This is a genomic window from Streptomyces sp. NPDC091292, from assembly GCF_044757265.1.
Classification (GTDB): domain Bacteria; phylum Actinomycetota; class Actinomycetes; order Streptomycetales; family Streptomycetaceae; genus Streptomyces.
The window spans coordinates 134,589-156,453 of record NZ_JBIVUQ010000007.1; the positions used below are offsets into that span (position 1 = coordinate 134,589).

The 21,865-nt window shown below is 71.2% G+C and carries 15 protein-coding genes; 6 read left to right on the top strand and 9 right to left on the bottom strand.

Annotated elements, in window-relative coordinates; translation table 11 throughout:
• The first annotated feature begins 10 nt into the window (after window positions 1–10).
• Complete coding sequence (locus ACIQNU_RS20905; RefSeq protein ID WP_401368359.1) at window positions 11–1,282, top strand: extracellular solute-binding protein; 1,272 nt, start codon at window positions 11–13, stop codon at window positions 1,280–1,282.
• Between the two features lie 19 nt (window positions 1,283–1,301).
• On the opposite strand, the gene ACIQNU_RS20910 is transcribed toward ACIQNU_RS20905, so the two are convergent.
• Together ACIQNU_RS20910 and ACIQNU_RS20915 are read right to left on the bottom strand one after the other, a co-directional pair.
• The gene (locus ACIQNU_RS20910; protein WP_401368362.1) at window positions 1,302–3,152 is read right to left on the bottom strand and encodes an MFS transporter; all 1,851 of its coding nucleotides are present in this window, start codon (window positions 3,150–3,152) and stop codon (window positions 1,302–1,304) included.
• A gap of 156 nt (window positions 3,153–3,308) precedes the next feature.
• Window positions 3,309–5,150 (bottom strand): D-alanyl-D-alanine carboxypeptidase, encoded by a 1,842-nt coding sequence (locus ACIQNU_RS20915; RefSeq protein ID WP_401368365.1) that lies wholly within the window; start codon window positions 5,148–5,150, stop codon window positions 3,309–3,311.
• Between the two features lie 658 nt (window positions 5,151–5,808).
• On the opposite strand from ACIQNU_RS20915, the gene ACIQNU_RS20920 reads away from it, so the two are divergent.
• The 3 genes from ACIQNU_RS20920 to ACIQNU_RS20930 all read left to right on the top strand — a co-directional run bounded on the left by ACIQNU_RS20920 (window position 5,809) and on the right by ACIQNU_RS20930 (window position 8,261).
• On the top strand, window positions 5,809–6,525 hold the full coding sequence (locus tag ACIQNU_RS20920) for a GPP34 family phosphoprotein (RefSeq protein WP_401368367.1): 717 nt from the start codon (window positions 5,809–5,811) through the stop codon (window positions 6,523–6,525).
• A gap of 420 nt (window positions 6,526–6,945) precedes the next feature.
• Complete coding sequence (locus ACIQNU_RS20925; protein WP_401368370.1) at window positions 6,946–7,803, top strand: helix-turn-helix domain-containing protein; 858 nt, start codon at window positions 6,946–6,948, stop codon at window positions 7,801–7,803.
• Between the two features lie 248 nt (window positions 7,804–8,051).
• Complete coding sequence (locus ACIQNU_RS20930) at window positions 8,052–8,261, top strand: DUF397 domain-containing protein (protein ID WP_401368373.1); 210 nt, start codon at window positions 8,052–8,054, stop codon at window positions 8,259–8,261.
• A 115-nt stretch (window positions 8,262–8,376) separates the two neighbouring features.
• Here the strand turns inward: ACIQNU_RS20930 and ACIQNU_RS20935 are convergent, their stop codons facing one another.
• Window positions 8,377–9,225, bottom strand: coding sequence for a hypothetical protein (locus ACIQNU_RS20935; protein WP_401368376.1), 849 nt, complete (start codon window positions 9,223–9,225; stop codon window positions 8,377–8,379).
• Between the two features lie 81 nt (window positions 9,226–9,306).
• Here ACIQNU_RS20935 and ACIQNU_RS20940 point away from each other — a divergent pair, with 81 nt between their 5' ends.
• Together ACIQNU_RS20940 and ACIQNU_RS20945 are read left to right on the top strand one after the other, a co-directional pair.
• A complete protein-coding gene (locus tag ACIQNU_RS20940) occupies window positions 9,307–10,089 on the top strand; it encodes an SDR family oxidoreductase (RefSeq protein WP_401368379.1) in 783 nt (260 codons plus the stop codon).
• A gap of 360 nt (window positions 10,090–10,449) precedes the next feature.
• On the top strand, window positions 10,450–12,027 hold the full coding sequence (locus tag ACIQNU_RS20945; protein WP_401368382.1) for a sodium:solute symporter family protein: 1,578 nt from the start codon (window positions 10,450–10,452) through the stop codon (window positions 12,025–12,027).
• Window positions 12,028–12,080: 53 nt separating this feature from the next.
• On the opposite strand, the gene ACIQNU_RS20950 is transcribed toward ACIQNU_RS20945, so the two are convergent.
• The 6 genes from ACIQNU_RS20950 to ACIQNU_RS20975 all read right to left on the bottom strand — a co-directional run bounded on the left by ACIQNU_RS20950 (window position 12,081) and on the right by ACIQNU_RS20975 (window position 21,786).
• Window positions 12,081–13,196: an ADP-ribosylglycohydrolase family protein gene (locus tag ACIQNU_RS20950; RefSeq protein ID WP_401368385.1), complete on the bottom strand. Its 1,116-nt coding sequence runs from the start codon at window positions 13,194–13,196 to the stop codon at window positions 12,081–12,083.
• 66 nt (window positions 13,197–13,262) lie between these two features.
• Entirely contained in the window at window positions 13,263–14,510 is a 1,248-nt protein-coding gene (locus tag ACIQNU_RS20955; protein WP_401368388.1) for an RNA-guided endonuclease InsQ/TnpB family protein, read from the bottom strand.
• A gap of 66 nt (window positions 14,511–14,576) precedes the next feature.
• On the bottom strand, window positions 14,577–16,544 hold the full coding sequence (locus ACIQNU_RS20960) for a tetratricopeptide repeat protein (RefSeq protein ID WP_401368391.1): 1,968 nt from the start codon (window positions 16,542–16,544) through the stop codon (window positions 14,577–14,579).
• A gap of 65 nt (window positions 16,545–16,609) precedes the next feature.
• The gene (locus ACIQNU_RS20965; RefSeq protein ID WP_401368393.1) at window positions 16,610–18,757 is read right to left on the bottom strand and encodes a bifunctional serine/threonine-protein kinase/ABC transporter substrate-binding protein; all 2,148 of its coding nucleotides are present in this window, start codon (window positions 18,755–18,757) and stop codon (window positions 16,610–16,612) included.
• Between the two features lie 6 nt (window positions 18,758–18,763).
• Window positions 18,764–20,962 (bottom strand): bifunctional serine/threonine-protein kinase/ABC transporter substrate-binding protein, encoded by a 2,199-nt coding sequence (locus ACIQNU_RS20970; RefSeq protein ID WP_401368396.1) that lies wholly within the window; start codon window positions 20,960–20,962, stop codon window positions 18,764–18,766.
• A complete protein-coding gene (locus tag ACIQNU_RS20975) occupies window positions 20,959–21,786 on the bottom strand; it encodes a hypothetical protein (RefSeq protein ID WP_401368399.1) in 828 nt (275 codons plus the stop codon). Before ACIQNU_RS20975 ends, ACIQNU_RS20970 begins: the two co-directional genes overlap by 4 nt.
• Window positions 21,787–21,865 lie beyond the last annotated feature (79 nt).

The following is a 21,865-nucleotide window of genomic DNA, read 5'->3' on the forward strand; positions in this document are numbered from 1 at the left end:
GACCCCGCCGATGACTCCTCCGATGACCCGCAGCGTGGCGCTCCGCACCGCACTCGCCGCCTGTCTGCTCGCGCTCACCGCCCTGACCGGCGCCGCGTGTTCGGGCCCTGCCGACCGGGACACCCTCGTCGTCCTGGGGCCGTGGACCGGCGAGGAGGCCAAGGCGTTCGAGGCGACGCTGCGCAAACTGGACGACGGCACCGGGCACACGTACACCTACGAGGGCACCCGGTCGCTGCGCGAGACGCTGGTCGCGCAGCTGGAGGCCGACGCCCCGCCGGACGTGGCGATCCTCAACAGCGTCGGCGAGCTGGCCGAGTACGCCCGCAAGGGCAAGCTGCGGCCCCTGGCACCGGCGGTCGCGGAGCGCGCGTACCCGCCGTGGGTGCCGACGCTGCTCGTCAACAACCGGAACCAGACATTCTGGGTGCCGCTCAAGGTCGACGTGAAGAGTCTGGTGTGGAGCAGGAACACGGCGTCCGGCGACGCGGTCCGCTGGTGCCTGGGGCTCGCCTCGCAGGCGACGTCCGGGTGGCCCGGCACCGACTGGATCGAGGACATCCTGCTGCACCAGGCGGGGCCGACCGCGTACGAGAAGTGGGCCACGGGCGGCCTGTCCTGGCAGAGCCCCGAGGTGCGGCGCGCGTGGGAGACCTGGGCGTCACTGCTCGGGCGCCGCATGCCGGACGAGATAGCGCGCTCCCTCCAGACGTCGTACGAGGGCGCGGACGGGCGCGGCCTGCTGAACTCCGGGCCCGGGACCGGAGCCTGCACGCACGAGCACCAGAACGCGTTCATCCGGTACGTGTACGCGGACGACGACGCCATACGGGTGGAGCCGTCGGCCCCGTTCCTGCACGGGGACAGCCGGTACGACGACGCGTACGAGGTGTCCGGGGACATGGCGGCCGTGTTCAGCGACAACCCGGCCGCGCAGCAGCTCGTGGACCGGCTCTCGGGCGCGAAGGGCCGCGGGCTCTGGCAGCAGGAGGCGAAGCCGGCGGTACGACCGCTGTTCCCCGGGGCGAAGGAGGACCCGCGCCCGGACGACCCGATCGGCGGGAAAATCGCGTCGCTCCTCACCGCCGGGGGCAGCACCCTCTGCTTCGACGCGTCCGACGTCATGCCCCCACAGCTTCGGGACGCCTTCTACCGGGCGGTCCTGGCGTACGTGGAGACCACGACGTCGGCGGAGCTGGACTCCCTCCTGGAGCAGCTGCAGAAACTGACCGATCAGAACCAACCGAAGAAAGCCCTGTCGGGCATCTGCGAGGAAACGTAGCGAAACGTAGCGGGGGCTCCTACCGGAGTTCTTCCGGGCACGGGGTCCCCCGGGGAAGCTGATACGGCGACGCGAGACGGTACGTCCCGGGGACCGGCGCCAGCAGCTCCGTCCACTTGTCGCCCTCGGAGTCCTCCGGCGTCTCGATCAGACAGCCGCTGACGTTGTCGTACGACTTCGGCGTCCCCTCGGTCCGGGTCTTGGACGCCTCCGTCTCCTGCGGCGGCTTCACGCTCTTGCCCTGTTCGTCGACGAGACCGAGCCACGGCGAGTACGGGATGCGGATCAGGATGCGCCCGGCCTGCTTCACCTCGATCGTCCACTCGCCCTGCTCGGCCCGGTCGACCACGGCGTTCGGCTCGGCGAGCGGCGTCGGGTCCGTGACGGCGAACAGCTGCCAGTTGGTGTCGCCCCAGATCTGCCGCAGATACGGCTGCCCGCGCTGCACGAGTTCCCGCTCCCGCTGCCCGCCGTCCCCGTCGGGCTCGTCCTTCGGCAGGACGACGTAGTGCACGGCCCAGCGCTGGAGCCAGTCGTGGTAGTTCGCGGAGTTGAGGGTGTCGTCGTAGAAGAGCGGGTTGCGCTCCATGTCGGCCTGCCGGTTCCAGCCCCGGGCGAGGTTCACGTACGGCGAGAGCGCGGACGCCTCGCGGTGGCTGCGGGCCGGTACGACCTCGACGCGGCCCTTCTCGGCGCCGGCGATCTGGAGCTGGTTGACGAGGGGCGCGAGTTCCCGGGCCCAGGACGCGGTCGGCGTCGTATGGACGACGTCGTCGACGGACTTGAACCCGATCCACGCGGTGAAGCCGGTGAAGGCGATGAGGACCGCGTACCACTTGACGGTGCGCGGCACCGCGAACGGCAGGGCGGCGAGCAGCGCGACGCCGCCGAAGAGCATCGCGAGGCGGGTGATGTTGGAGCCGATCTGCGAGCTGATGAGCCAGGTGAGGAGCACGGCGAGGGTGTACACGGCGGCCGTGATCCGGACCGTCACCCACTCGTTCGGCACCAGGATCAGCACGAGGAGCCCGAACACCATCGGCAGCAGCGCCGACAGGAACTCCATCGGCTGGGTACCGGAGAACGGGAACAGCCACGCGGACAGGACGACGACGAGGGTCGGCGCGATACCGAGGGCGTACGCGCCGGGGCGGCGCTTCTGGAGGAACAGCGCGACGGCGACGAGCCCGACGAAGAGCCCGGCGACCGGTGAAGCGGCGGTGGCGAGCCCGGCGAGGGGCGCGGCGGTGGCGGCCTTGGCCCAGCGCTTGTAGCGCCAGCGGTACGGCCAGCAGAACACGGTCGCGGTCGCGGCGAGCCCGAAGAGCATGCCGAGGCCGAAGGTGACGCGGCCGGACGCGGCGTTGCACAGCAGCGCGAAGACGCCCGCGAGCGCGGGCCACAGGGGCTCGCGCACGGCCCGGCTGCGGACGAGCAGCAGGGTGAGCAGCGCGGCCGACACGGTCCCGGCGATCATCATCGTGGTCCGCACCCCGAGCACGGACATCAGATACGGGGACACGACGCTGTACGAGACGGGGTGCATCCCGCCGTACCAGGCGAGGTTGTACGCGGAGTCCGGGTGCCGTCCGACGAACTCGGCCCAGGCGTCCTGCGCGGCGAGGTCGCCGCCGCTGTTGGCGAAGGTGAAGAACCAGATCAGGTGGGCGGCGCCGGCGAGGAGCGTGGCGACGGCGACGGGGTGGCGGCGGATGCCGTCGCGGAGGGCGGCGAGGCGGGAGCCGGGGGTGCGGGGGTCGCCCGGGTCGCCGGAGTCGCCGTCCCGGCTTCTGTTGTCGCGCTGCACAGGCATGGATATTCGCTCACCCGGCTCGGCGTCGTCGGCCCGCGTCGGCTCCGTCGTGGCCACGTACGGTCTCTCCCCGTGTTGTCGTCGGCCGGGGCTCCTGGGGATGACTTCCCCGGAAACTCCCGGTGTCCGGCCCCGGTTTCGCGACGCTAGCACGGGTCAGGCGGGGGCGACCGGCCGGCCGGTGCGGGCCGGCCGGCCGGTCGCGCCGAGGGCTCAGCCCAGTCGGGTGAGCTTGGCGCCGAAGCCCGGCTCGGCGAGGTCCTTCTGGAGCGCCACGGGCACCTCGACGGCGCCGCCGGTGCCGTCGCCGACGGTCAGGACACCGACCTTGGTACCGGCCTTCGCCGTGTGCGGCAGCGCCTCGCCGCCGTCGGTGAGCTTGAGCTGGACGGTGAGTCCGGCCCAGCCGACGGCCGAGACGTCCTTCGTGGCGACGACCGGGGTGAGACCGCCGAGCCCGTCGTCCACCTGACCGACGACATCACCCTTCTTCAGGATCGTGCTCGCCTTGACGGCGTCCTGGGCGGCGAGCATCGCGGTCTTGCTGACGGCGTTGACGGTGTCGATGATCGGCGGCTTGTGCTGACCGAGCACGGCACCGACGACCACGACGGTCTCGCCGCCGGCCTGCTTGGTGGCGGCGAACAGGAGGTTGCCGCCGGCCTTGGTGGTGGAGCCGGTCTTGATGCCGATGGCGTTGTCGTACGGGACGAGGCGGTTGTAGTTCGACCAGACCTTGCCCGAGGGGTCCGTCCAGCTCGGCAGCTTGGTGATGTCGGTGAGCGCCTGCATCCGCACCAGCTCGTTGCCGAGTTTGACCTGGTCCTCGGCGGTGCTGACGGTGGTCTCCTTCAGCCCGGACGGGTCGGTGTACGTGGTGTTGTCCATGCCGAGTTCTTTGGCGGTGTCGTTCATCTTCTGGACGAACTCGGCCTCGGAACCGGAGTCCCAGCGGGCGAGCAGCCGGGCGATGTTGTTCGCGGACGGGATCATGACGGCGGCCAGGGCGTCCTTCTGGGACAGCTCGTCGCCCTCCTTGACCGTGTTCAGCGTCGACTCGCCCCCGGTCTCGTCGTAACCGCCCTCCTTCTCGGCGGTGGCGTCCACCGGGATCAGGGGACCGTCGGCGCCGCGCTTGAGGGGGTGCTCCTTGAGGATCACGTACGCCGTCATGGCCTTGGCGACCGAGCCGATCGGTACGGGCTGCTGCTTGCCGAAATGGTCCATCGTGCCGACCCCGCTGGCGTCCATCCAGCCCTGCCCCTCGCCCGGCCAGGGCAGGGACACCTTGGCACCGTCGAACGAATAACTCGGGTCGGCTGTCAGGCTCAGCGTGGGCGGGGGCAGCGGGCGCAGGGACTGTGCGACCGCGAACACGATGAGGAGGAGAACGGCGAGCGGCGTCCAGATCTTGACCCGCCGCAGCGTGGTGCGCAGGGGCGTCTGCGGGGGCGGCGGGGTGTTGGTCAGCTCGGCGAGCAGGTCGAGCGGGGGCAAGGGGGGAAGGGGCTGCTGGGTGGTCCGCTCGATCGACGGTGCCACGGGGCCGGCGTCGGGCTTGACCTCGGCCTTGGGCGGAACGGGCGGTACGGGCGGGCCGGGCGGCGGTACGGCCGGAGGGGCGGGCGGCGACTTCTTGGCCCAGGCGGGCGGAGTCCTCTCCCCGGCATTCTCGTCCAGCGGCTTGAGCGCGACGAACTTGCTGGTGCGCTCGGAGTCGGATTCCCGCTTGCGAAGATCGTCGACCTTCAGCGTGGTGGTCGCCTGATCGCCCCCGTCAGGCACGACGGGCGCCTTGAAGACGGCGGTGGCCTGGTCGACGGGCCCGGATTCATCCGCGTCGTCGTCCACGACCTCATCGGTCACCGCGTCGTCCGGCTCGTCCCCCTCGGGAACTTCGTCCCGCACCACGTCGGAGTCACCGTCATCACCGGCGGAGGCGTCATCGGAGGCATCGTCGTCATCGGCGGACGCATCACCCTCTGCCGCCTCCTCCTCAGCCCCGGAAGCCTCGCCCTCCACCCGCGAACCCGGCACATCGGCCTTACCGGGCACCTCAGAGGCCTCGGACTCCGTCCGAGACCCACCCCGAGTCCCATCCCCGTCCGCACCGCCGGAGGCCACCCCACTGGTCACCCAAGCGGCCACCGCCTCCCGCAACCGCTCATCACCTTCCGGAGCCGCAGCCGCAGCCGGCGACGCGGACGATGCCGCGGACGACGACGGCGACGCAACCGATTCACCCCCACCCCGCGTCTCCCCCGCTGAGCCCGTCGGCACGACCTTCGTACCGAACACGGCCGTCGCGTGATCCACACGCGCCGGACGCCCCGGCTCGGCCTCCCGGGCCAACCCCATACGCGGGTCGGGGGCCGGGGTTCCCGACGAACTCTGCTGCTTCGACCTGTCGGGGGACTCGCCCGCCACCGATGCCTCCTCCATACGCCTACGCCAAACGCGGTGAGCCGCCCCGCGCGGAACCGTTTCATTGGACCGCACCGCACCGCTCCCACCCGAATCGAACCGGGGTCCCCACGGAATGCCACCCGAAATCAGGTGTCCGAAGCCTGCACCAGTGTCCTGTGTGAGAAGCCGACCCTGCTGGTAGACGAGAACGACATACCTATCGGTTCCACTACAAAGAGGTCACGCGCTCTCGACAGACCAATGTGAGAGGGGTCACCCTGTCAGACATCCACGCGGGGAGGCATGGATGGGCAGGAGCCGCAGAACAATTCCGGAGGAGCTTCTGTTGCTCGCTCTGGACCCGACCACGGGTACCACAGCGCAGCCGCAGTCGCTCGACCTCGGTCTGGCCGGAGCACAGCTAGTGGAGCTGGCGCTGGCCGGACGGATAGCCCCTGACGGGGATCGTATCGCCGTGGTCGTACCACGGCCGACCGGAGATCCGACACTCGACTGCGCACTGGAGCTGCTGCGAAGGCGTGGCGCACCGGTACGCGCGGTCCACTGGATCGGCGGGCCCCGACTGGGGCTGCGCCAAACGTATCTCTCGCATCTGGAGCGGTGCGGCATGGTGCATGCCGTGGCGGGACAGATGTGCGGGGTGCTGCCGACGACTCGCTACCAGGCGACGGACACGGCCATCAGCCGGGAGATCAGGTCCCGGCTGGACAGCGCGATCCGCACCGGCGTACCACCGGACCCGCGGACCGCGGCGCTCGCCGCACTGGCCCACGCGGTCGGACTCGGCAAGCATCTGTACCCCGGCAACGAGGGGCGGTCGTCGCGATCCCGGCTACGGGACCTCATACGACACGACCCCATGGGCGGACTAGTGGCACACGCCGTGATGGACGTCCAAAACGGCGCGGCGGCCCCGCCCCGCCGAACCAACCAGGCCGCGCCCCCGGGCCAGGTATCAATGCAACCACGCCGAAGCCCAATGGCCAGAGCAGCAGCGCACTGATCACTGAGGGGCGCGAACGCGCCCCGCTAAAGGGGCGCGGGGAACTGCGCGACCAGCCCCCACCGGCCGCCAGTTCACCCACCGGGGCGCGCCAGCACCCCACCCCCTAGGGGCGCGGGACTGTGACATTTGCGGCTCCGCCGCGGGGCGCACCCAGCCACACCGGGCCGCCAGTTCACCAACAGCCCGCACCACCCGGACAAAAGACCCGGGAGCCGCAAACCCGCGGGGCGGAGAGCCCGTAGGCATCGGGACGATGCCACGGACCCCCCGCCCCGCAGAGCGCTCCCGCACACATATCCCACCGTTTCCCAGCGCCACAATCCTCCATGGTGGCAGTCTGCTCAACAGCAGATACGCATAGTTGCCAGCGCGATCACAAGCCGGTGGTCGCGGGCCAGCAGCCGGAGGTGCACGTCCGTGGCGTCCAACGTCAATCCCACCGTCAGGCGACGCCGTTTGGGGCAGGAGCTGCGCCGGCTCCGAGAGCTGAAGGGCATGACGGCCGAGGAGGTCGCCGACCGGCTGCTCGTCTCGCAGTCGAAGATCAGCCGCCTGGAGAACGGCCGCCGCAGCATCAGCCAGCGCGACGTCCGGGATCTGTGCGGGGTCTACGAGGTCGAGGACCACCGCATCGTCGACTCCCTGATGCAGATGGCCAAGGACTCACGCCAGCAGGGCTGGTGGCACTCCTTCGGCGACATCCCGTACAGCGTCTACATCGGTCTGGAGACCGACGCGGCCTCGCTGCGCGTGTACGACCCGCAGGTCGTCCCCGGGCTGTTGCAGACCCGCCCGTACGCCGAGGCGCTGATCGCGGGCGCGCTGCCGGAGACCCCGTCGACGGACATCGACAAGCGGGTCCAGGTACGGCTGCGCCGCCAGGAACGGATCGCGGCGCCCGAGAACCCGCTGCGCCTGTGGACCGTGCTCGACGAGGCCGCGCTGCGCCGTGTGGTCGGCAACCGGGGGCTGATGCGGGACCAGTTGGAATTCCTGGTGGAGCAGTCGCAGCTTCCGCATGTGACGGTCCAGGTGATTCCGTTCGACATGGGCGCGCATCCCGGACTGAACGGGCAGTACGCGATTCTGGAGTTTCCCGACGCGGCCGATTCCAGCGTCGTCTACATCGAGGGAGTCACGAGCGATCTCTATCTGGAGAAAGCGAATGACGTCCAGCGATACAGCGTGATGTACGAGCATCTGCGGGCCCAGGCGCTGAATGTGGATCAGTCGCGCCAGTTCATCTCGGAGATCGCCAAGGATTACGCGCGCTGATCATCCGGGATCGGCCGGTGATCCAACTCCCTTGTCCGGCAAGGGGCGCGGCACAGTACACCGTCCGCCCAGCGGAGCGGAAGACCCGCGTGGAATATGCCATCCAGTCGAGTGAATGGCCACTTCCCCCGTCGATGCGGGCGAGTAGCGTCGATCACGTCATCAGGTACCAACGGTGGCACGACCGCCGAGGCTTGGCCGCCGAAAGCGGTGTCAGTAACTCGACAACTGGCTGAACCGGAGTGAACATGGCAATTCAGCAGGGCGCTACGGATACGTGGGTCAAGTCTTCGTATTCCACGGGAAACGGCGCATGCGTTGAGGTCAAGTCCCCCCTTCTGCACGCAATCGCCGTACGGGACTCGAAGGTCACCGACGGCCCCGCCATCGGCTTCGCACCCGATTCCTGGAACTCCTTCGTGAACGAGGTCGGCCGAGGGTCGTTCACCCTCGCCTGATGCAGTACGAAACACCGCAGAACAATCGCATAGGCATCACCGACAGAGCCCTCTCGACTGGTCCGCCGTCCCGGCCGAGGGGGCTCGGCGTGAGCCCGGGTGTCCGCTCCGTGATTCAGCGGAGTTGATCGACGTAACGGTCCGTGCCAGGGACCGTCGGAATGAACGGCGCCAGCAGTTCGACCCGGCCGTGCCCGGACTCCCGTACCAGGTCGCCCTCCTGCCCGAAGGGCTCCCAGCAGGTGCGCGGGTCGGCCTCCAGGAACCACAGCAGTGTCAGCCGGGTGTCCACGCCCTCGACCTGCTTCACGTACGTCATCCGGTCGCCGGGCAGCGGTGTCGGCCGGAAGACGGTCACCATCGCGGCGGGCGAACCGGCCAGCCGCTTCGGCAGATGCCGTGACCGCAGCCACTCCAGCAGGGCGGCCCGCTCGTCGGGCCCGTCGGCGTCCACGACTTCGACGACCAGGCCCGCGTAGGGGTGGTCGAGGGCGTGCAGGTCCCGGGGGCCGGCGGCGCCGTCCCGGTAGACGGTCGCCTCGTGGTCCTGGAACGACGTGAAGACGTGCGTACGGTCCTGGTAGACCCGGCCGTCCCGGTTGAGCCGCTTGTTGATGCCGACGGTCCACTTCATGTGGTCGTCGTAGCGGCCCTCGGTGATCCAGTACGTGGACAGATAGCAGCCGGCGGTGGTCGGCCGGGCGACCGCCGAATCCTCCGGTGAGCGCAGCTCTTGCAGCTCCCGCGTCGCGACCCAGCGGCGACCCGCGAACATCCAGGGCATCGCCATCGCGCCCGCGTAGTAGTGGTCGTCCTCGTACCAGCGGTTGTAGGCGTACTCGTGGCCCGGGTGCGGTTCGACCATGGTGATCAGGGCGTGCCCGGGGCGCACCCCGTACGGGCCGACCGCGGCCAGCTCCGCGTAGACCTCGCTGCGGGTCTCCTCGCGGGTCTCCTCGCTCATGCCGTTCCCCTTCCGTCCTCCGGCGCGGAGACCTACTCTGACGCCCCGTCAGAAAATCTGCCAGAGCCGGGAGGCGACCGGATGCTGCTCCAGGGGAAGACCGTCGTGGTGTCGGGCGTCGGGGCCGGGCTCGGCCATCAGGTCGCCGCCGCCGTCGTACGGGACGGCGGGAACTGCGTCCTCGGGGCGCGTACCGAGGCGAATCTCGTCAAGTCGGCCGCGGCGATCGACCCGTCCGGCGCGCAGACCGCGTACCGCTCCACGGACATCACGGACGAGGCGCAGTGCGACGCGCTGGCCGCGCTGGCGCGCGAGCGGTTCGGCGGGGTCGACGCGGTGGTCCATGTGGCCGCCTGGGACAGCTACTTCGGCGGCCTCCAGGACGCGGACTTCACCACCTGGCAGGGGGTCATCGACGTGAACCTGCTGGGGACGCTGCGGATGACCCGGGCCTGTCTGCCGGGGCTCAAGGAGCGGGGTGGCTCGGTCGTCATCGTCGGTACGCAGTCGGCGGTGGCCGCGCCCTCACAGGTGTGGCAGGCGGCGTACGCGGCGTCGAAGGGGGCGCTGACCTCGGCGATGTACTCGCTGGCGCGCGAACTGGGCCCGCACAGGATCCGCGTCAACACGGTGCTGCCGGGCTGGATGTGGGGGCCTCCGGTCGAGGCGTACGTCAAGTTCACCGCGCACACCGAGGGGGTGTCGGAGGACGACGTACTGCGGCGGCTCACGGAGCGGATGGCGCTGCCGGAGCTGGCCACCGACGGGGATGTGGCGGACGCGGCGGTGTTCCTGGCGTCGGACCGGGCCCGCGCCATCACCGGGCAGTCGCTGCTCGTGAACGCCGGTGAACTCATGCGGTGACCTGAACCCGCCCATCCGAACTGGTACTTGCTCACCCCCTCTCTCGGCCGTACGGGACCCGCATCCCGTGCGGCCGTCCGTCGTGTTTCCCGGGTGGATCCGTCTGGCGAAGTGCCCGCTCATCGTGTGGTCGCCGCCATGTATGCGACAACCGGCACGCAGGTCAAGAGACAGTAAAATCGTTCGCCTTACTGATCCACGTTCATATCCATGACCCTGAAAGGTCTTGACCGGGCCCCTTTGGCAGCGGTTCAATCCCGGAAGTCCCCGCTCCCGCACGGGGGCGCCGCCCCATGGACGTCCTGGCGAAGCGCTCCTCAGTACGTGGAAGTTCACAAGGCGGACCCCTGGAGGGGGCACATGAACAGTCTCGACTGGGCCGTGCTCATCGGCTACTTCGGCGTGATGGTGGCCATCGGCATCTGGTCCCACAAACGCGTCGACAACGTCAGCGACTTCTTCACGGCCGGCGGCAAGATGCCGTGGTGGCTCTCGGGCATCTCCCACCACATGTCCGGCTACAGCGCCGTGATGTTCACCGGGTACGCCGGCATCGCGTACACCTACGGCGTGACGTCCTTCGTCACCTGGTCGTTCCCGATCGCGCTCGGCATCGCCATCGGCTCGAAGCTGTTCGCCCCGAGGATCAACCGGCTGCGCGGCCGGCTCCACGTGGCGTCACCGCTCGAATACCTGAAGAACCGCTACAACCTCAAGACCCAGCAGGCGCTCGCCTGGTCCGGGATGCTCCTCAAGATCGTGGACGTCGGCGCCAAGTGGGCCGCCATCGCCACCCTGCTCTCCGTGTTCACCGGTATCTCCCTCAACCAGGGCATCCTCATCACCGGTGTGATCACCGCGATCTACTGCACCATCGGCGGCCTGTGGGCGGACGCGCTCACCGAACTCGGCCAGTTCATCATCCAGCTCCTCGCCGGTATCGCCATGTTCGTCGCGGTCGTCGGCAAGCTCGGGGACCACGGCGGCTTCTTCGGCGTCTGGGACGAGCCCGCGCTCCAGGGCCACGGCAAACCACTGGTCGGCCCGTACGGCACGATCTTCCTGCTCGCGTTCCTCTTCATCAAGCTGTTCGAGTACAACGGCGGCATGCTCAACCAGGCCCAGCGCTACATGGCGACCGCGACCCCGCGCGAGGCCACCCGCTCCGCCCGGCTCTCCGCGATCCTGTGGCTGGTCTGGCCACTCGTCCTCTTCTTCCCGATGTGGATGTCACCGCTCCTGGTCGACGCGCAGAAGCCGGACGGCTCCGACAGCTACGCCCTGATGACCGAACAACTCCTGCCGCACGGGCTGCTCGGACTCGTCATCGTCGGATTCTTCTCGCACACCATGGCCATGTGCTCGTCCGACGCCAACGCCATCGCGGCGGTCTTCACCCGGGACGTGGCACCGGTCCTGTCGAAGCAGGCCCGCGCCTGGAGCGACCGTTCGGGGCTGCTCGCGGCCCGGCTCACCACGGTCGTCTTCCTCGGCCTGTCCATGGCGGTCGCCACCCAGGTCAACTCGCCCACGTTCAAGGACATCATCACCGTCGTCATCAAATGGGTCGCCGGTCTGATGGGACCGATCGCCATCCCGATGATGCTCGGTCTGCTCCGCACCTTCCGCAAGTCCGGCCCGACGGCCGCGCTCACCAGCTGGAGCATGGGTCTGCTGGCGTTCTGGCTGGTCAACTACCCGATCAACTGGAGCGTCGAGGGCGGCGTACCCCTGGAGTACCAGGTCTCCATCCCGCTCGCCGTCTCCTTGATCCTCTACATCGTGATCGGCTTCGTGAAGCCGGAGGACACCCCGGAACGCGACGCCCTGATCGAAACGATCAACACGGATGACGACGGCGGGGGCGCGGGCGCGGCTTCGGCGGCGATCCCGGCTCCGGCGGCATCGCAGGACGGGACGATCGGCACCAAGGACTGAACCTGCCGGTACTGGGGGAGGAACGGGTGGGCACCTCCCTCCCCCAAGTGCCGTCAGCCTCTTGGGTACCGGGCAAGCCACCCGGGCGCCGAACCCCCCGGCCCATGCAGCGCAGCGCCCTGCGTCATCTCCATAGCGAAATCATCGGCCAGCGAAAGAAGCGTCGGCCGCCCTTCCACCTCCGCCAACCACCCGGGAGGAAGGGCGGTCTCCCCGTGCAGCGCCCCGAGCAACGCCCCGGTCAGCGCCCCCGCACCCCCGGAATCCCCACCCTGATTCACCGCCAGACACAACCCGTGCCGAATGTCCTCACCGACGAGTGAGCAGTACACGGCCGCCGAGAGGACCCCCGCCGCGTCCCCGTCCCCGGCCAGCTCCTCGACCCGCGAAGGCGACGGCATCCCCTGCCGTACGGCACCCAGGGCACGTTGCAGCCCCTCGGTGACCGGTTCGTGCCCCGGCCGGGCGGCGAACTGCGCGAGGGCCCGTTGCACGGCACCGTCGAGGCTGTCGCCCCGGGCCAGCGCGTGCACGATCACGGCGAAGGCGCCCGCCGCCAGGTACCCGGTGGGGTGCCCGTGGGTCTGCGCGGCGCACTCGACGGCGAGTTGGGCGACGAGCCCCGGCTCCCAGCCGACGAGCAGCCCGAACGGCGCGGACCGCACGGTGGCGGCGACCGAACGCTCACCGGGGTTCTTGGGCGCCTCCACGGTGCCCATGACGTCGTCGCCGAAGCCGATCAGACAGGCGCGCGGCGGGTCACGGCGTACGTACAGCCACTCCTCGCGGGCCAGCCAGCCGTCGTCCTTGCGGCGCTCGTCGGGCCCCCAGTCGCGCTGGGTCGCCGCCCATCGCAGATAGGCGCGGTGCAGATCGGTCGGCGGATGCCAGGCGCCGGTGTCGCGCCGCACCTGGGCCCTTATCAGACCGTCCACGGTGAAGAGGGTGAGCTGGGTCGCGGCCGTCACGGCGCCGCGCCGCCCGTGGGCCGGCGCGAGGTCGGTGATCCCCTCGGCGCCGTGCTCCGCGCGGATCGCGGCGAGGTCGAGCGCGGCGACGGGCGCGCCCAGGGCGTCACCGAGGGCGAGCCCGAGCAGAGTGCCGCGCACCCGGCTACGGAAGTCCTGCTGTTCGACCCGGCCCCAGACGGCGGTGGCAACCGCACTCACCGGCCTCTCCCTCCCTACCGTCCTGGTGTCCTGTCCGCGCAGCAGCACTTTGACGTGCTCCCTGGCCTAAAGTCCAGGGGCTCCGGCCCGGGTCGTCCGACCCTTCCGGCGGCTTCCTGCTTCAACGCGCTGTGCCAGGGCTTTCGTCCTGGTCTTACCGGCGCTCCACGAGGCGTTTAGCGTCTCCGCCCGTCCGGCGGCGACGATACGGCGTCCTTCGAACAGGACGTTGCGAGCAGCGTTGTGATCGCGATCGTGCGCGGTACCGCACCCCCCGCACGTCCATTCCCGGACGTGCAGGGGCTTGGGCCCGTCCCGGAATCCGCAGGCCGAGCAGATCTGGGAGGACGGGAAAGCGCGGTGCACCTTGGCGAAGGTGCGGCCGTGCTTGACCGCCTTGTACTCCAGCATGCCGACGAACGCGGACCATCCCGCGTCGTACACGGACTTGGCGAGCCGGGTACGGCCGAGGCCGGACACCGCGAGGTCTTCCACGTACACCGCTTGGCTGTCGCGGATGATCTGTGTGGATGCCTTGTGGTGCCAGTCCCGGCGTCTGTCCGCCACTCTGGCGTGCTGGCGTGCGACCTTGATGCGAGCCTTGGCCCGGTTCTTCGAACCCTCTGTCTTGCGGGACAGCTCCCGGTGGAGGCGTTTGAGCTTCTTCTCTGCCCGGCGCAGGAAGCGGGGGCTGGCGATCTTCCGACCGTCGGACAGGACCGCGAACGTGCACAGGCCGAGGTCGATACCGCACTCCGCCTCCAGCGCGGGGAGGATGTCCGGCTCGGTGTCCACGACGAAGCTGAGGAAGTACCGGCCGGAGCAGTCCTTGGTGACGGTCAGGGACGTGGGCGCGGCCGGCAGCCGCCGGGACCACTTGACCTTGAGGCTGCCGACCTTGGCCACGTACACCGTGCCGTCGTCCTGGAGGGAGAAGGCGTTGGTGTTGAGGCGGATCGACTGCCGGGTGTCCTTCTTCGACTTGTAGCGGGGAGGGCCGACCTTGCGGCCCTGGCGCTTGCCCTCGATCGAGTCGAAGAAGTTCTTGTAGGCGGTGTCGAGGTCCCGAAGGGACTGTTGTAGGACGACGGCTGACACGTCAGCGAGCCACGCGCGTTCCTCGGTGCGCTTGGCCTGGGTGATGCGAAGCCGGGACAGGTCTGCCGACTTCACGTACGGCAGCCCTGCCGCGTGCGCTTCTTTGCGGTCGCGCAGGCAGTCGTTCCACACCACGCGGGCGCAGCCGAACGCACTTGCCAGCGCGCGGCGCTGGGAGGCGTCCGGGTAGGCCCGGTAGTTGTAACGGAGTTGCACAGCTAAAATCTTACGGCGAACGCGATCACGCCCGCCTCCTGATCAACTATCCGCCCAGGATCAAGGTCACCGGCAGCACCCACTGCCACCTGTCGTCGCCCACGTCTTCTGGCGTCCGTCGGATCCAGCGCCGGCCCGCCCGAAGTACCTGACGGCGTCCTCGAAACGGCCCGCGAGCCGACAGGTCTCGCCCAGCTCGTAGACGATCCACGACGAGTCGGGGGCGAGTGCGTCCGCGCGGAGCAGGTCCGTGAGCGCCGTGTCGTGGTCGCCGAGCGCCTGCCGGGTCGCGCCGAGCCCGTAGTGGGCGCGGACCAGCTCCGGATCGAGGGCGAGCGCCTGTTCGTACTCAGTGATTGCCCGCGCGTACTCGCCGGAGTTCCGCAGTTCCCGGCCGCGCGCCGCGTGCGCCAGGGCCCGCCCGGCGACGTCGAGCCCGGGACGCGCAAGGAGCAGATCCAGCGCCCCCATCACCCCCGCCGAGTCCCCCGCGAGCGCCCCCGTGAGTCCCCGCCCCCACCCCCGTACCGCCTCCGTCTCCGTATCCTCCCCCGCATCCGCCAGCATCCGGGCCCACCGACGGCCCACGACCGCGCCCTCGCGGCAGGCCATGACCACGTCCGCCAGCGCCCCCGGCAGCGCGGCGACCGGCCGCGCGCACACCAAGTGATACGTCTCCTCCAACCGCTGTTCGCGCCACTGTTCGTGCCCCCACACCTCGTCCGGGTCGATCCCCTCGGCCGCCTCATCGCGCCACCCCCCGAACGTCTCCGCGAGGCGGGCATGCCGGACCGCGAGGTCCCGGCGGGAGCGGTTCCGTTGGAGGCGCAGCATCGGCGCCCGTACGACGTCGTGATACTGGACCCCCCGGCCCCGGTCCCGTACGAACGGCAGGCCGCACAGCCACCCGTACAGCGCCCCGGTCTCGTCGGGCGATGCGTCCACGGCGGCGCGGACCACGTCCTCGTCCAGGCGGCGCGGTATCGCGCAGGCCAGGGCGGCGGCCCTGCGTACCGGGTCCTGCTCCCACTTCAGGAAGCGTTCGACGGCGGTCGTGCTGGGGTCGCCGACGTCCGCGCGGTCGGTCGGCTGGTTCTCGGCGAGGGTGGAGACCAGGACCGGGAGGCCGCCCGACAGGCGCAGCACCTCGGCGACCACGGACTCGTCGGTGACGCCCTTGGTGGCGAGGAAGTCCCGGCTCTCGGACTCGCTGAACGGCTCCAGCGGCAGATCGGCGACGAACTCCGGCAGGCCGCCGCCACCCCATCGCACCTCGTCGAAGGGCCGCTGTCCGGCGAGGACGACTACGACATGCGCGGGCAACGCGCCGTACTGCTCGGTCAGCATCAGATCGCGCAGCCAGCCGTCGAGGAAGGGGGCCGTCCGCTCGTAGGTGTCGAAGAACAGGACGATCCACGGGACGTCCTTGTCCTCCAGCTCCGAAGCGAACACCGGGGTGAGGGCGCGGTCGGGGGCGAGGACCAGTTGGACGTCCTCCTGATTGCGGAACCGGGCGCTGAGCACCGTCCGCAGCCGGTCCGCGCCCTGTGCCAGCTCGCCCGGGTCGAGCGCGCCCGCGAACGCGCCGACGACCGGCACCATGCCGAGCCCGGTCAGCCCGGCCCGCGCGGCCACCATGCTGCCGGTCGACGGTCCCGCGCCGTCCGCGCCCGTGTCGGGCACGGCGGCCGACTCCGCCTCGTGGCGGCGCTGCCGGTAGGTCGCGAGCAGCTTGTCGAGCGCCTTCAACGGATGGCCCTGCTGGGCGCATTGGGCGCTGATCGCGGCCAGCGTCTCGGGCACGCTGCCGACGCCCTCGTCCACGTACGCGGTCAGCGCGCCGCGCTCCCGGGCGAGCTGTTCCATCTCGCGGACGAGGAAGGTCTTGCCGACGCCCGCGTTGCCGTGGACGTGGAAGAGGAAGCGGTGCCGGTCGTCCTCGGGCGGGAAGGTGAAGTTCTCCTGGAACGCGGCGCGTTCGCCCTGGCGGCCGACGAAGCGGACGCGTCGCCGCCGTCTGATCAGCTCCGCCATGGACCCCCGAGCCACCCGTACCACCCTGTCCCCCTCCTGACCCGACTGACCTCGCCTGACCCTGCCTACGCCTTGACGTCCATGAACCGCCCCAAAAACCGCGCCTTCCCGTCCTCCGCCCGCCACAGATACAGGCCCGTCGTCTCGGTCACCGAGCCGTTGCCCGGGAAGAAGTCGTACGTGCGGGTGGCACCCTTGTACGAGTGTGCCCTCAACGCCGTGGTCAGGGCGCCGCGTTCCGGTGCCGCGAGCGTGCCGAGACCCGCCGCCGCCAGGCCCACGGCGTCGTACGACTCGGCGGTCCCGAGCCCGATCGGGTCGGCGCCGTAGGCGGCGCGGTACGCGGTGACGAAGCCCTTGGCGCCGGGCAGCTTCTCCGGGTCGCAGAGGGTCGTGCCGAACGCCCAGCCCTCCGCCGCGTCCCCCGCCTCGTCGAAGAACTCCGGCACCATCACCGGCTGGGTCGCCACGCAGCCGCCGCGAAACCCGGCATCCCGCACCGCCTTCGCGCACAGCGCGGCCCGCCGGGGCGAGGTGCCGCAGAACAGCAGGCCCTGCGCCCGCTCCCCGATCGCGTCGGCGACCGCCTTCCCGAAGGCGCCGCTGCCCGCGTCGACGCGGTGCACGGACACGGTGCCGCCCGACGGCGGCGTGTCCGACACGACCTTCGCGAGCTGCCAGCTCGCGGGCTCGTCTGTGAGGTCGTCCAGGACGGCCGTGCGTGCGGAGCGCCTGACGCGGGTGAGGAACCGGTTGGTCGGGCCGCCCAAGGACGGGCGGGGCGGGCGCAGTTGGAAGACAATCGGATAGGTGTTCTGGTAGAGGTACGGGTCCCCCGCCCAGACCGTCAGCATCGGTAGCTGCGCCTTCTTGTACGGCACCCTCGCCGCGAGCGCCGTGGCGTCCGATGTCGGGCCGACGACCGCGTACACCTTCTCGTCCGCGCCGAACTCCTCGGCGACCTTCACCGCCCGCTCCGCATCGCCCCGGTCGTCCTCGACGCGCAGCGTCAGCCGTACTTTCCGGTCCCGCCGCGCGTTGTACGCGGCGACCGCGAGCCGCGCGCCCCGCTCCTGGGCGCGGCCCGCCGCCTTGCCGGGGCCGGTGAGGTCGCCGTGCAGGCCGATGACGCACTCGGGGAGGTCCCCTGCCGCACCCGCGCCGCCCCCATCGCCTCCGCCTCGCGCCGCGAACCAGGCCGCCGTGCCGCCGCCGACCGCGACCACTCCGGCGGCCGACGCCAGCGTCAGGAAGCTGCGGCGGCCGACGGGAGGTGGGGTGTCGGTGTCGGCGACCAGGGTGGGCGGGGTGCGGGGTTCCGGTTCCGGGAGGTCCAGGACGCGGGACGCGCGCTCGGCGATCAGCGCGGTGAGGCCCGGCGGCAGCCACTCGGAGCCGTCCGTCAACGGGCCCCATTCGGCGGCGAGTTGAGCGGCGGTGGGCCGGTCCGCCGGGTCCTTCGCGAGGCACCGCTCCAGCATCGGGCGCAGTCCGTCCGGCACCCCCGTCAGATCGGGTTCCTCGTGGACCGTGCGGAACAGGACGGCCGCCGCCGCGCCGGTCCCGAACGGGCGGTGGCCCGTCGCCGCGTACGCCAGGACGCAGCCCAGCGCGAACACGTCGCTCGGCGGCCCGACCTCGCCGCCCGCGCCCCGGGACCTGGCCTGTTCGGGCGCGAGGTAGCCGGGGGTGCCGATCACGGCGTCCGTCGCGGTCAGCGCGGTCGCGTCGGCGGCGCGCGCGATACCGAAGTCGATGAGGCGCGGCCCGTCCAGGGCGAGCAGCACATTGCCCGGTTTGACGTCCCGGTGGACCAGACCGGCCGCGTGCACCTCGGCGAGCGCCCGCGCGAGCCGCACCCCGAGCGCCCGGACCGTCCCGTACGAGAACGGGCCCAGTTCGGCGACGGCCTCGCCCAGCGCGGGTCCCGACACGAAACCGGTGGCCAGCCAGGGCGCGCGGGCGTCCGCGTCGGCGGCCGTCACCGGCACCACCCAGCGGCCCGTGAGCCGCCGCGCCACGTCGACCTCGCGGCGGAACCGGGCCCGGAAGCCGGGGTCGGCCGCGTACTCGGGGCGGATCGACTTCAGCGCGACAAGGGCGCCGCCCTCCGACCGTGCCAGATACACCACGCCCATGCCGCCCGCGCCGAGCCGCGCGAGGAGCCGGTGTCCGCCGATGGCCTCCGGATCGGTCCTTTTCAGCGCCCGCATCCGGCCTCAGCTCCCCGGGGCGGCGCTGACGGGCGCGGGGCCGGTGTAGCGGAACGCGCCGTCGGTGACCTCGTACAGATACATGCCGGTGCCCACGAAGTCGCCGATGCGGTTCGGGTTCTTGGTCTCGAAGGCGAGGGGCTTCACGATGCCGTCGTAGCGGGCGGCCCGCAGGGGTGCGATCAGCGACTTGGGCGCCGGGCGCCGCTTTCCGCCGCCGGACGCCTTCACCACCTGCTGGATGAGGAAGTTGACGGCGTCGTACGACTCGGCGGCCCACCGTGCGGGCGCCACGCCGAACCGCTTGCGGTGGGCGGCGGCGAATGTCCGGATCTCGGGGGCGCCGGGACCGATCGCCGCGGAGACCACCGTCCAGCCTTCGGCGGCCTTCCCTGCGGCTTTCGGGAACGCCGGGTCGAAGACGGTCTCGTCGGCGAACCTCGGCCCCTTGAAACCCCGTTCGGCGAGCAGCTTCGCGACCGTCGCTGCGCCTTCCGGGGTGCCGCAGTACACGACCGAGCCGACGCCCCGGTCCAGCAGATCGTCGACGATCGGCCGGTAGTCGCGGGTGGACACCGGGACGACCCGGGGGTACGCGGGGCGGCCCCCGTACCGCAGCATGGCGTTCACCATCTGCCCGTACTGCCAGGACACCACGTCGTCGCGCCGGTCCTGGATCAGCCCCGGCACCCCGGACCGCGCGTCGTTGAGGAGGACCCACGCGATCCTGGCGCCGCCGTCGGAGTGGATCGGGCGGGCCCGCAGCACGGAGCGCGGCTGGTTGAGCAGCAGGTAGCTGTCGCCGCTCACCACCGTGATCAGTGGGAGCAGCGCCGCGTCGTACGTGGCGACGGCGGCCGATGTCGTCCGGTCGTCGGAAGGGCCGAGCACCGCCAGGACGTCCCGGTCGGCGACGAGACTCCTGGCCGCCGCTGCCGCGCGCTCCGGCCGCCCGCCGTCGTCGGAGGTCTTGAGGGTCACATCGAAGGGCCGGTCCTCGCGGGCGTTGAACTGTTCGACGGCGAGCCGCGCGCCCCGCTCCTGCGCCCGGCCGACCGCCTTCAGCGGGCCGCTCAGGTCGGCCTGGACGCCGATGGTCCAGCGGCGGGCGGCGGGTTTCTTCGGCGGGGGTGTGTCGTCGGCGAGCGCGGCCCAGAGGGCGGCGCCGCCGCCGGCCGCGAGGAGCGTGGCGCCGGAGGCGAGGGCGAGGAAGCGGCGCCGGTTCGGGCGGTCCGGGTGGTCCGGTGTGGTGGGCGCGGCCGGGTCCGCCCAGGTCGGTTCGATGTCCGGGAGTGCGAGCATCTCGGCGGCCCGGTCGGCGATCATCCGGACGACGTCGGCGGGCAGCCAGTCGGCGGTGCCGGAGGGCAGGTCCTCGATCAGCGCCGCGTCGACCTCGGGGGCGGTGGGGCGGTCGGCGGGGTCCTTGGCGAGGCAGCGGCGGATGAGGGCGGCCAGTTCTACGCCCGCTCCGCCCGAGTCCGCCCCGCCGTCGAGCCCCCTCAAGTCCGGCTCGTCGTGGACCGTCCGGTACAGCAGGGCGTCGACCGCGCCGGTGCCGAACGGCGGGCGGCCCGTCGCCGCGTACGCCAGCAGACAGCCGAGCGAGAAGACGTCGGTGGCCGGGCCGAGCGCGTCGCCGAGCGCCCGCGCCTGCTCCGGCGAGAGGAAGCCGGGGGTGCCGATGACGAGGTCGGCCGAGGTCAGCGCGGTGTCGTCCAGGGAGCGGGCGATCCCGAAGTCGATGAGGCGGGGCCCGTCGACGGCCAGCAGTACGTTGCCGGGTTTGACGTCGCGGTGGACGAGGCCGGCCGCGTGGACGGCGGTGAGCGCGCCGGCGAGCATCTTGCCGAGTACGCGGACGCTCCGTACCGGCAGCGGGCCGCATGCGGCGACCGCCTCGTTCAGCGCCGGGCCCGGTACGAACGCCGTCGCCATCCACGGCTGTTCGGCGTCCAGGTCGGCGCCGGTGACCGGTACCGCCCAGGGGCTGGCGACGCGGCGCGCCGCGTCCGCCTCGCGCCGGAACCGGGCCCGGAACTCGTCGTCGGCCGCGTACTCGCTCTGGATGACCTTGACGGCGGCGAGCGCGCCGGACTCGGCGCGGGCGAGGTAGACGACGCCCATGCCGCCCGCGCCGAGCCGGCCGAGGAGTCGGTGGCCGCCGATCGCCGACGGGTCGGAGGGCGTCAGGGGCTCGGTCATGAGGTGGCTCCCAACTGCTGCTTGATCCGGCCGAGCATCGAGGTCAACCCGCTGACCTGGGTTCTCTCCAGCTCCTCGGCCGCGAAGCCCTGGGCGCCCTTCACCACGACGGCGAAGGTGACCGGGCCGAGCCGGGACTGCTGCCAGCCGTAGAAGACGGGGGCGCCGCCGATCGTCTCGTCCACGTACTTGCCGCGCTCGTTCAGGACGTCGTCGGTGGACATGTTGCCGCCCTGGCCGTAGGCGGAGCCGAGGGAGAGCAGTTCGGTGACCCGTTCGGTGGGGCCGAGTCGCTGGTCGGGGCAGCGCATCGCCTCTTCCAGGGTCTCGGCCATCTCCCGGTCGGCGGCGGCGGTGTCCCGGTGCACGGTGACGACGGCGGCGATCCGGACGCGGCCCTTGCCGCCGGACGCGGGAAGTTCGCTGCGGCGCGTGAGGGTGGCGAGTACGTCGCTGTCGGCGGGTAACCGCTCGCGCTGCCAGTCGCAGGAGCCGTCGAGGACCGTCCACTCGGCGGGGTCGCTGTCGTACGGCGCGGACTTCTCGTAACCCGGGCCGTACACCTCGGGTCCGGTGGCTATGCGGGCCGCGAGGGCGCGGGCGGCGGTGCGGGAGGTGGGGACGCGGGCGGGGTCGGGGGTGTAGCCGAGCGAGGTGGGGCTCGGGGACGCCGTGGTCCGTGTGGGCGTGGCGTCCGCCTTCTTGTCGGGCGGCGGCTGCGAGGTGCAGCCGGTGAGCAGCGCCCCGCACAGGGCGAGGGCGCCGCCCGTCCACCACACCGTCCGGTACGTCGTCGTCCGGTACGTCGCTTGGAACGTCGTCACACATCCCCCAGAGATGAGACGGAGCCCGCGTGTAGGTCCGTACGTCCCGACGCCGACCGACCGCCTCCGGTTCCGTCCC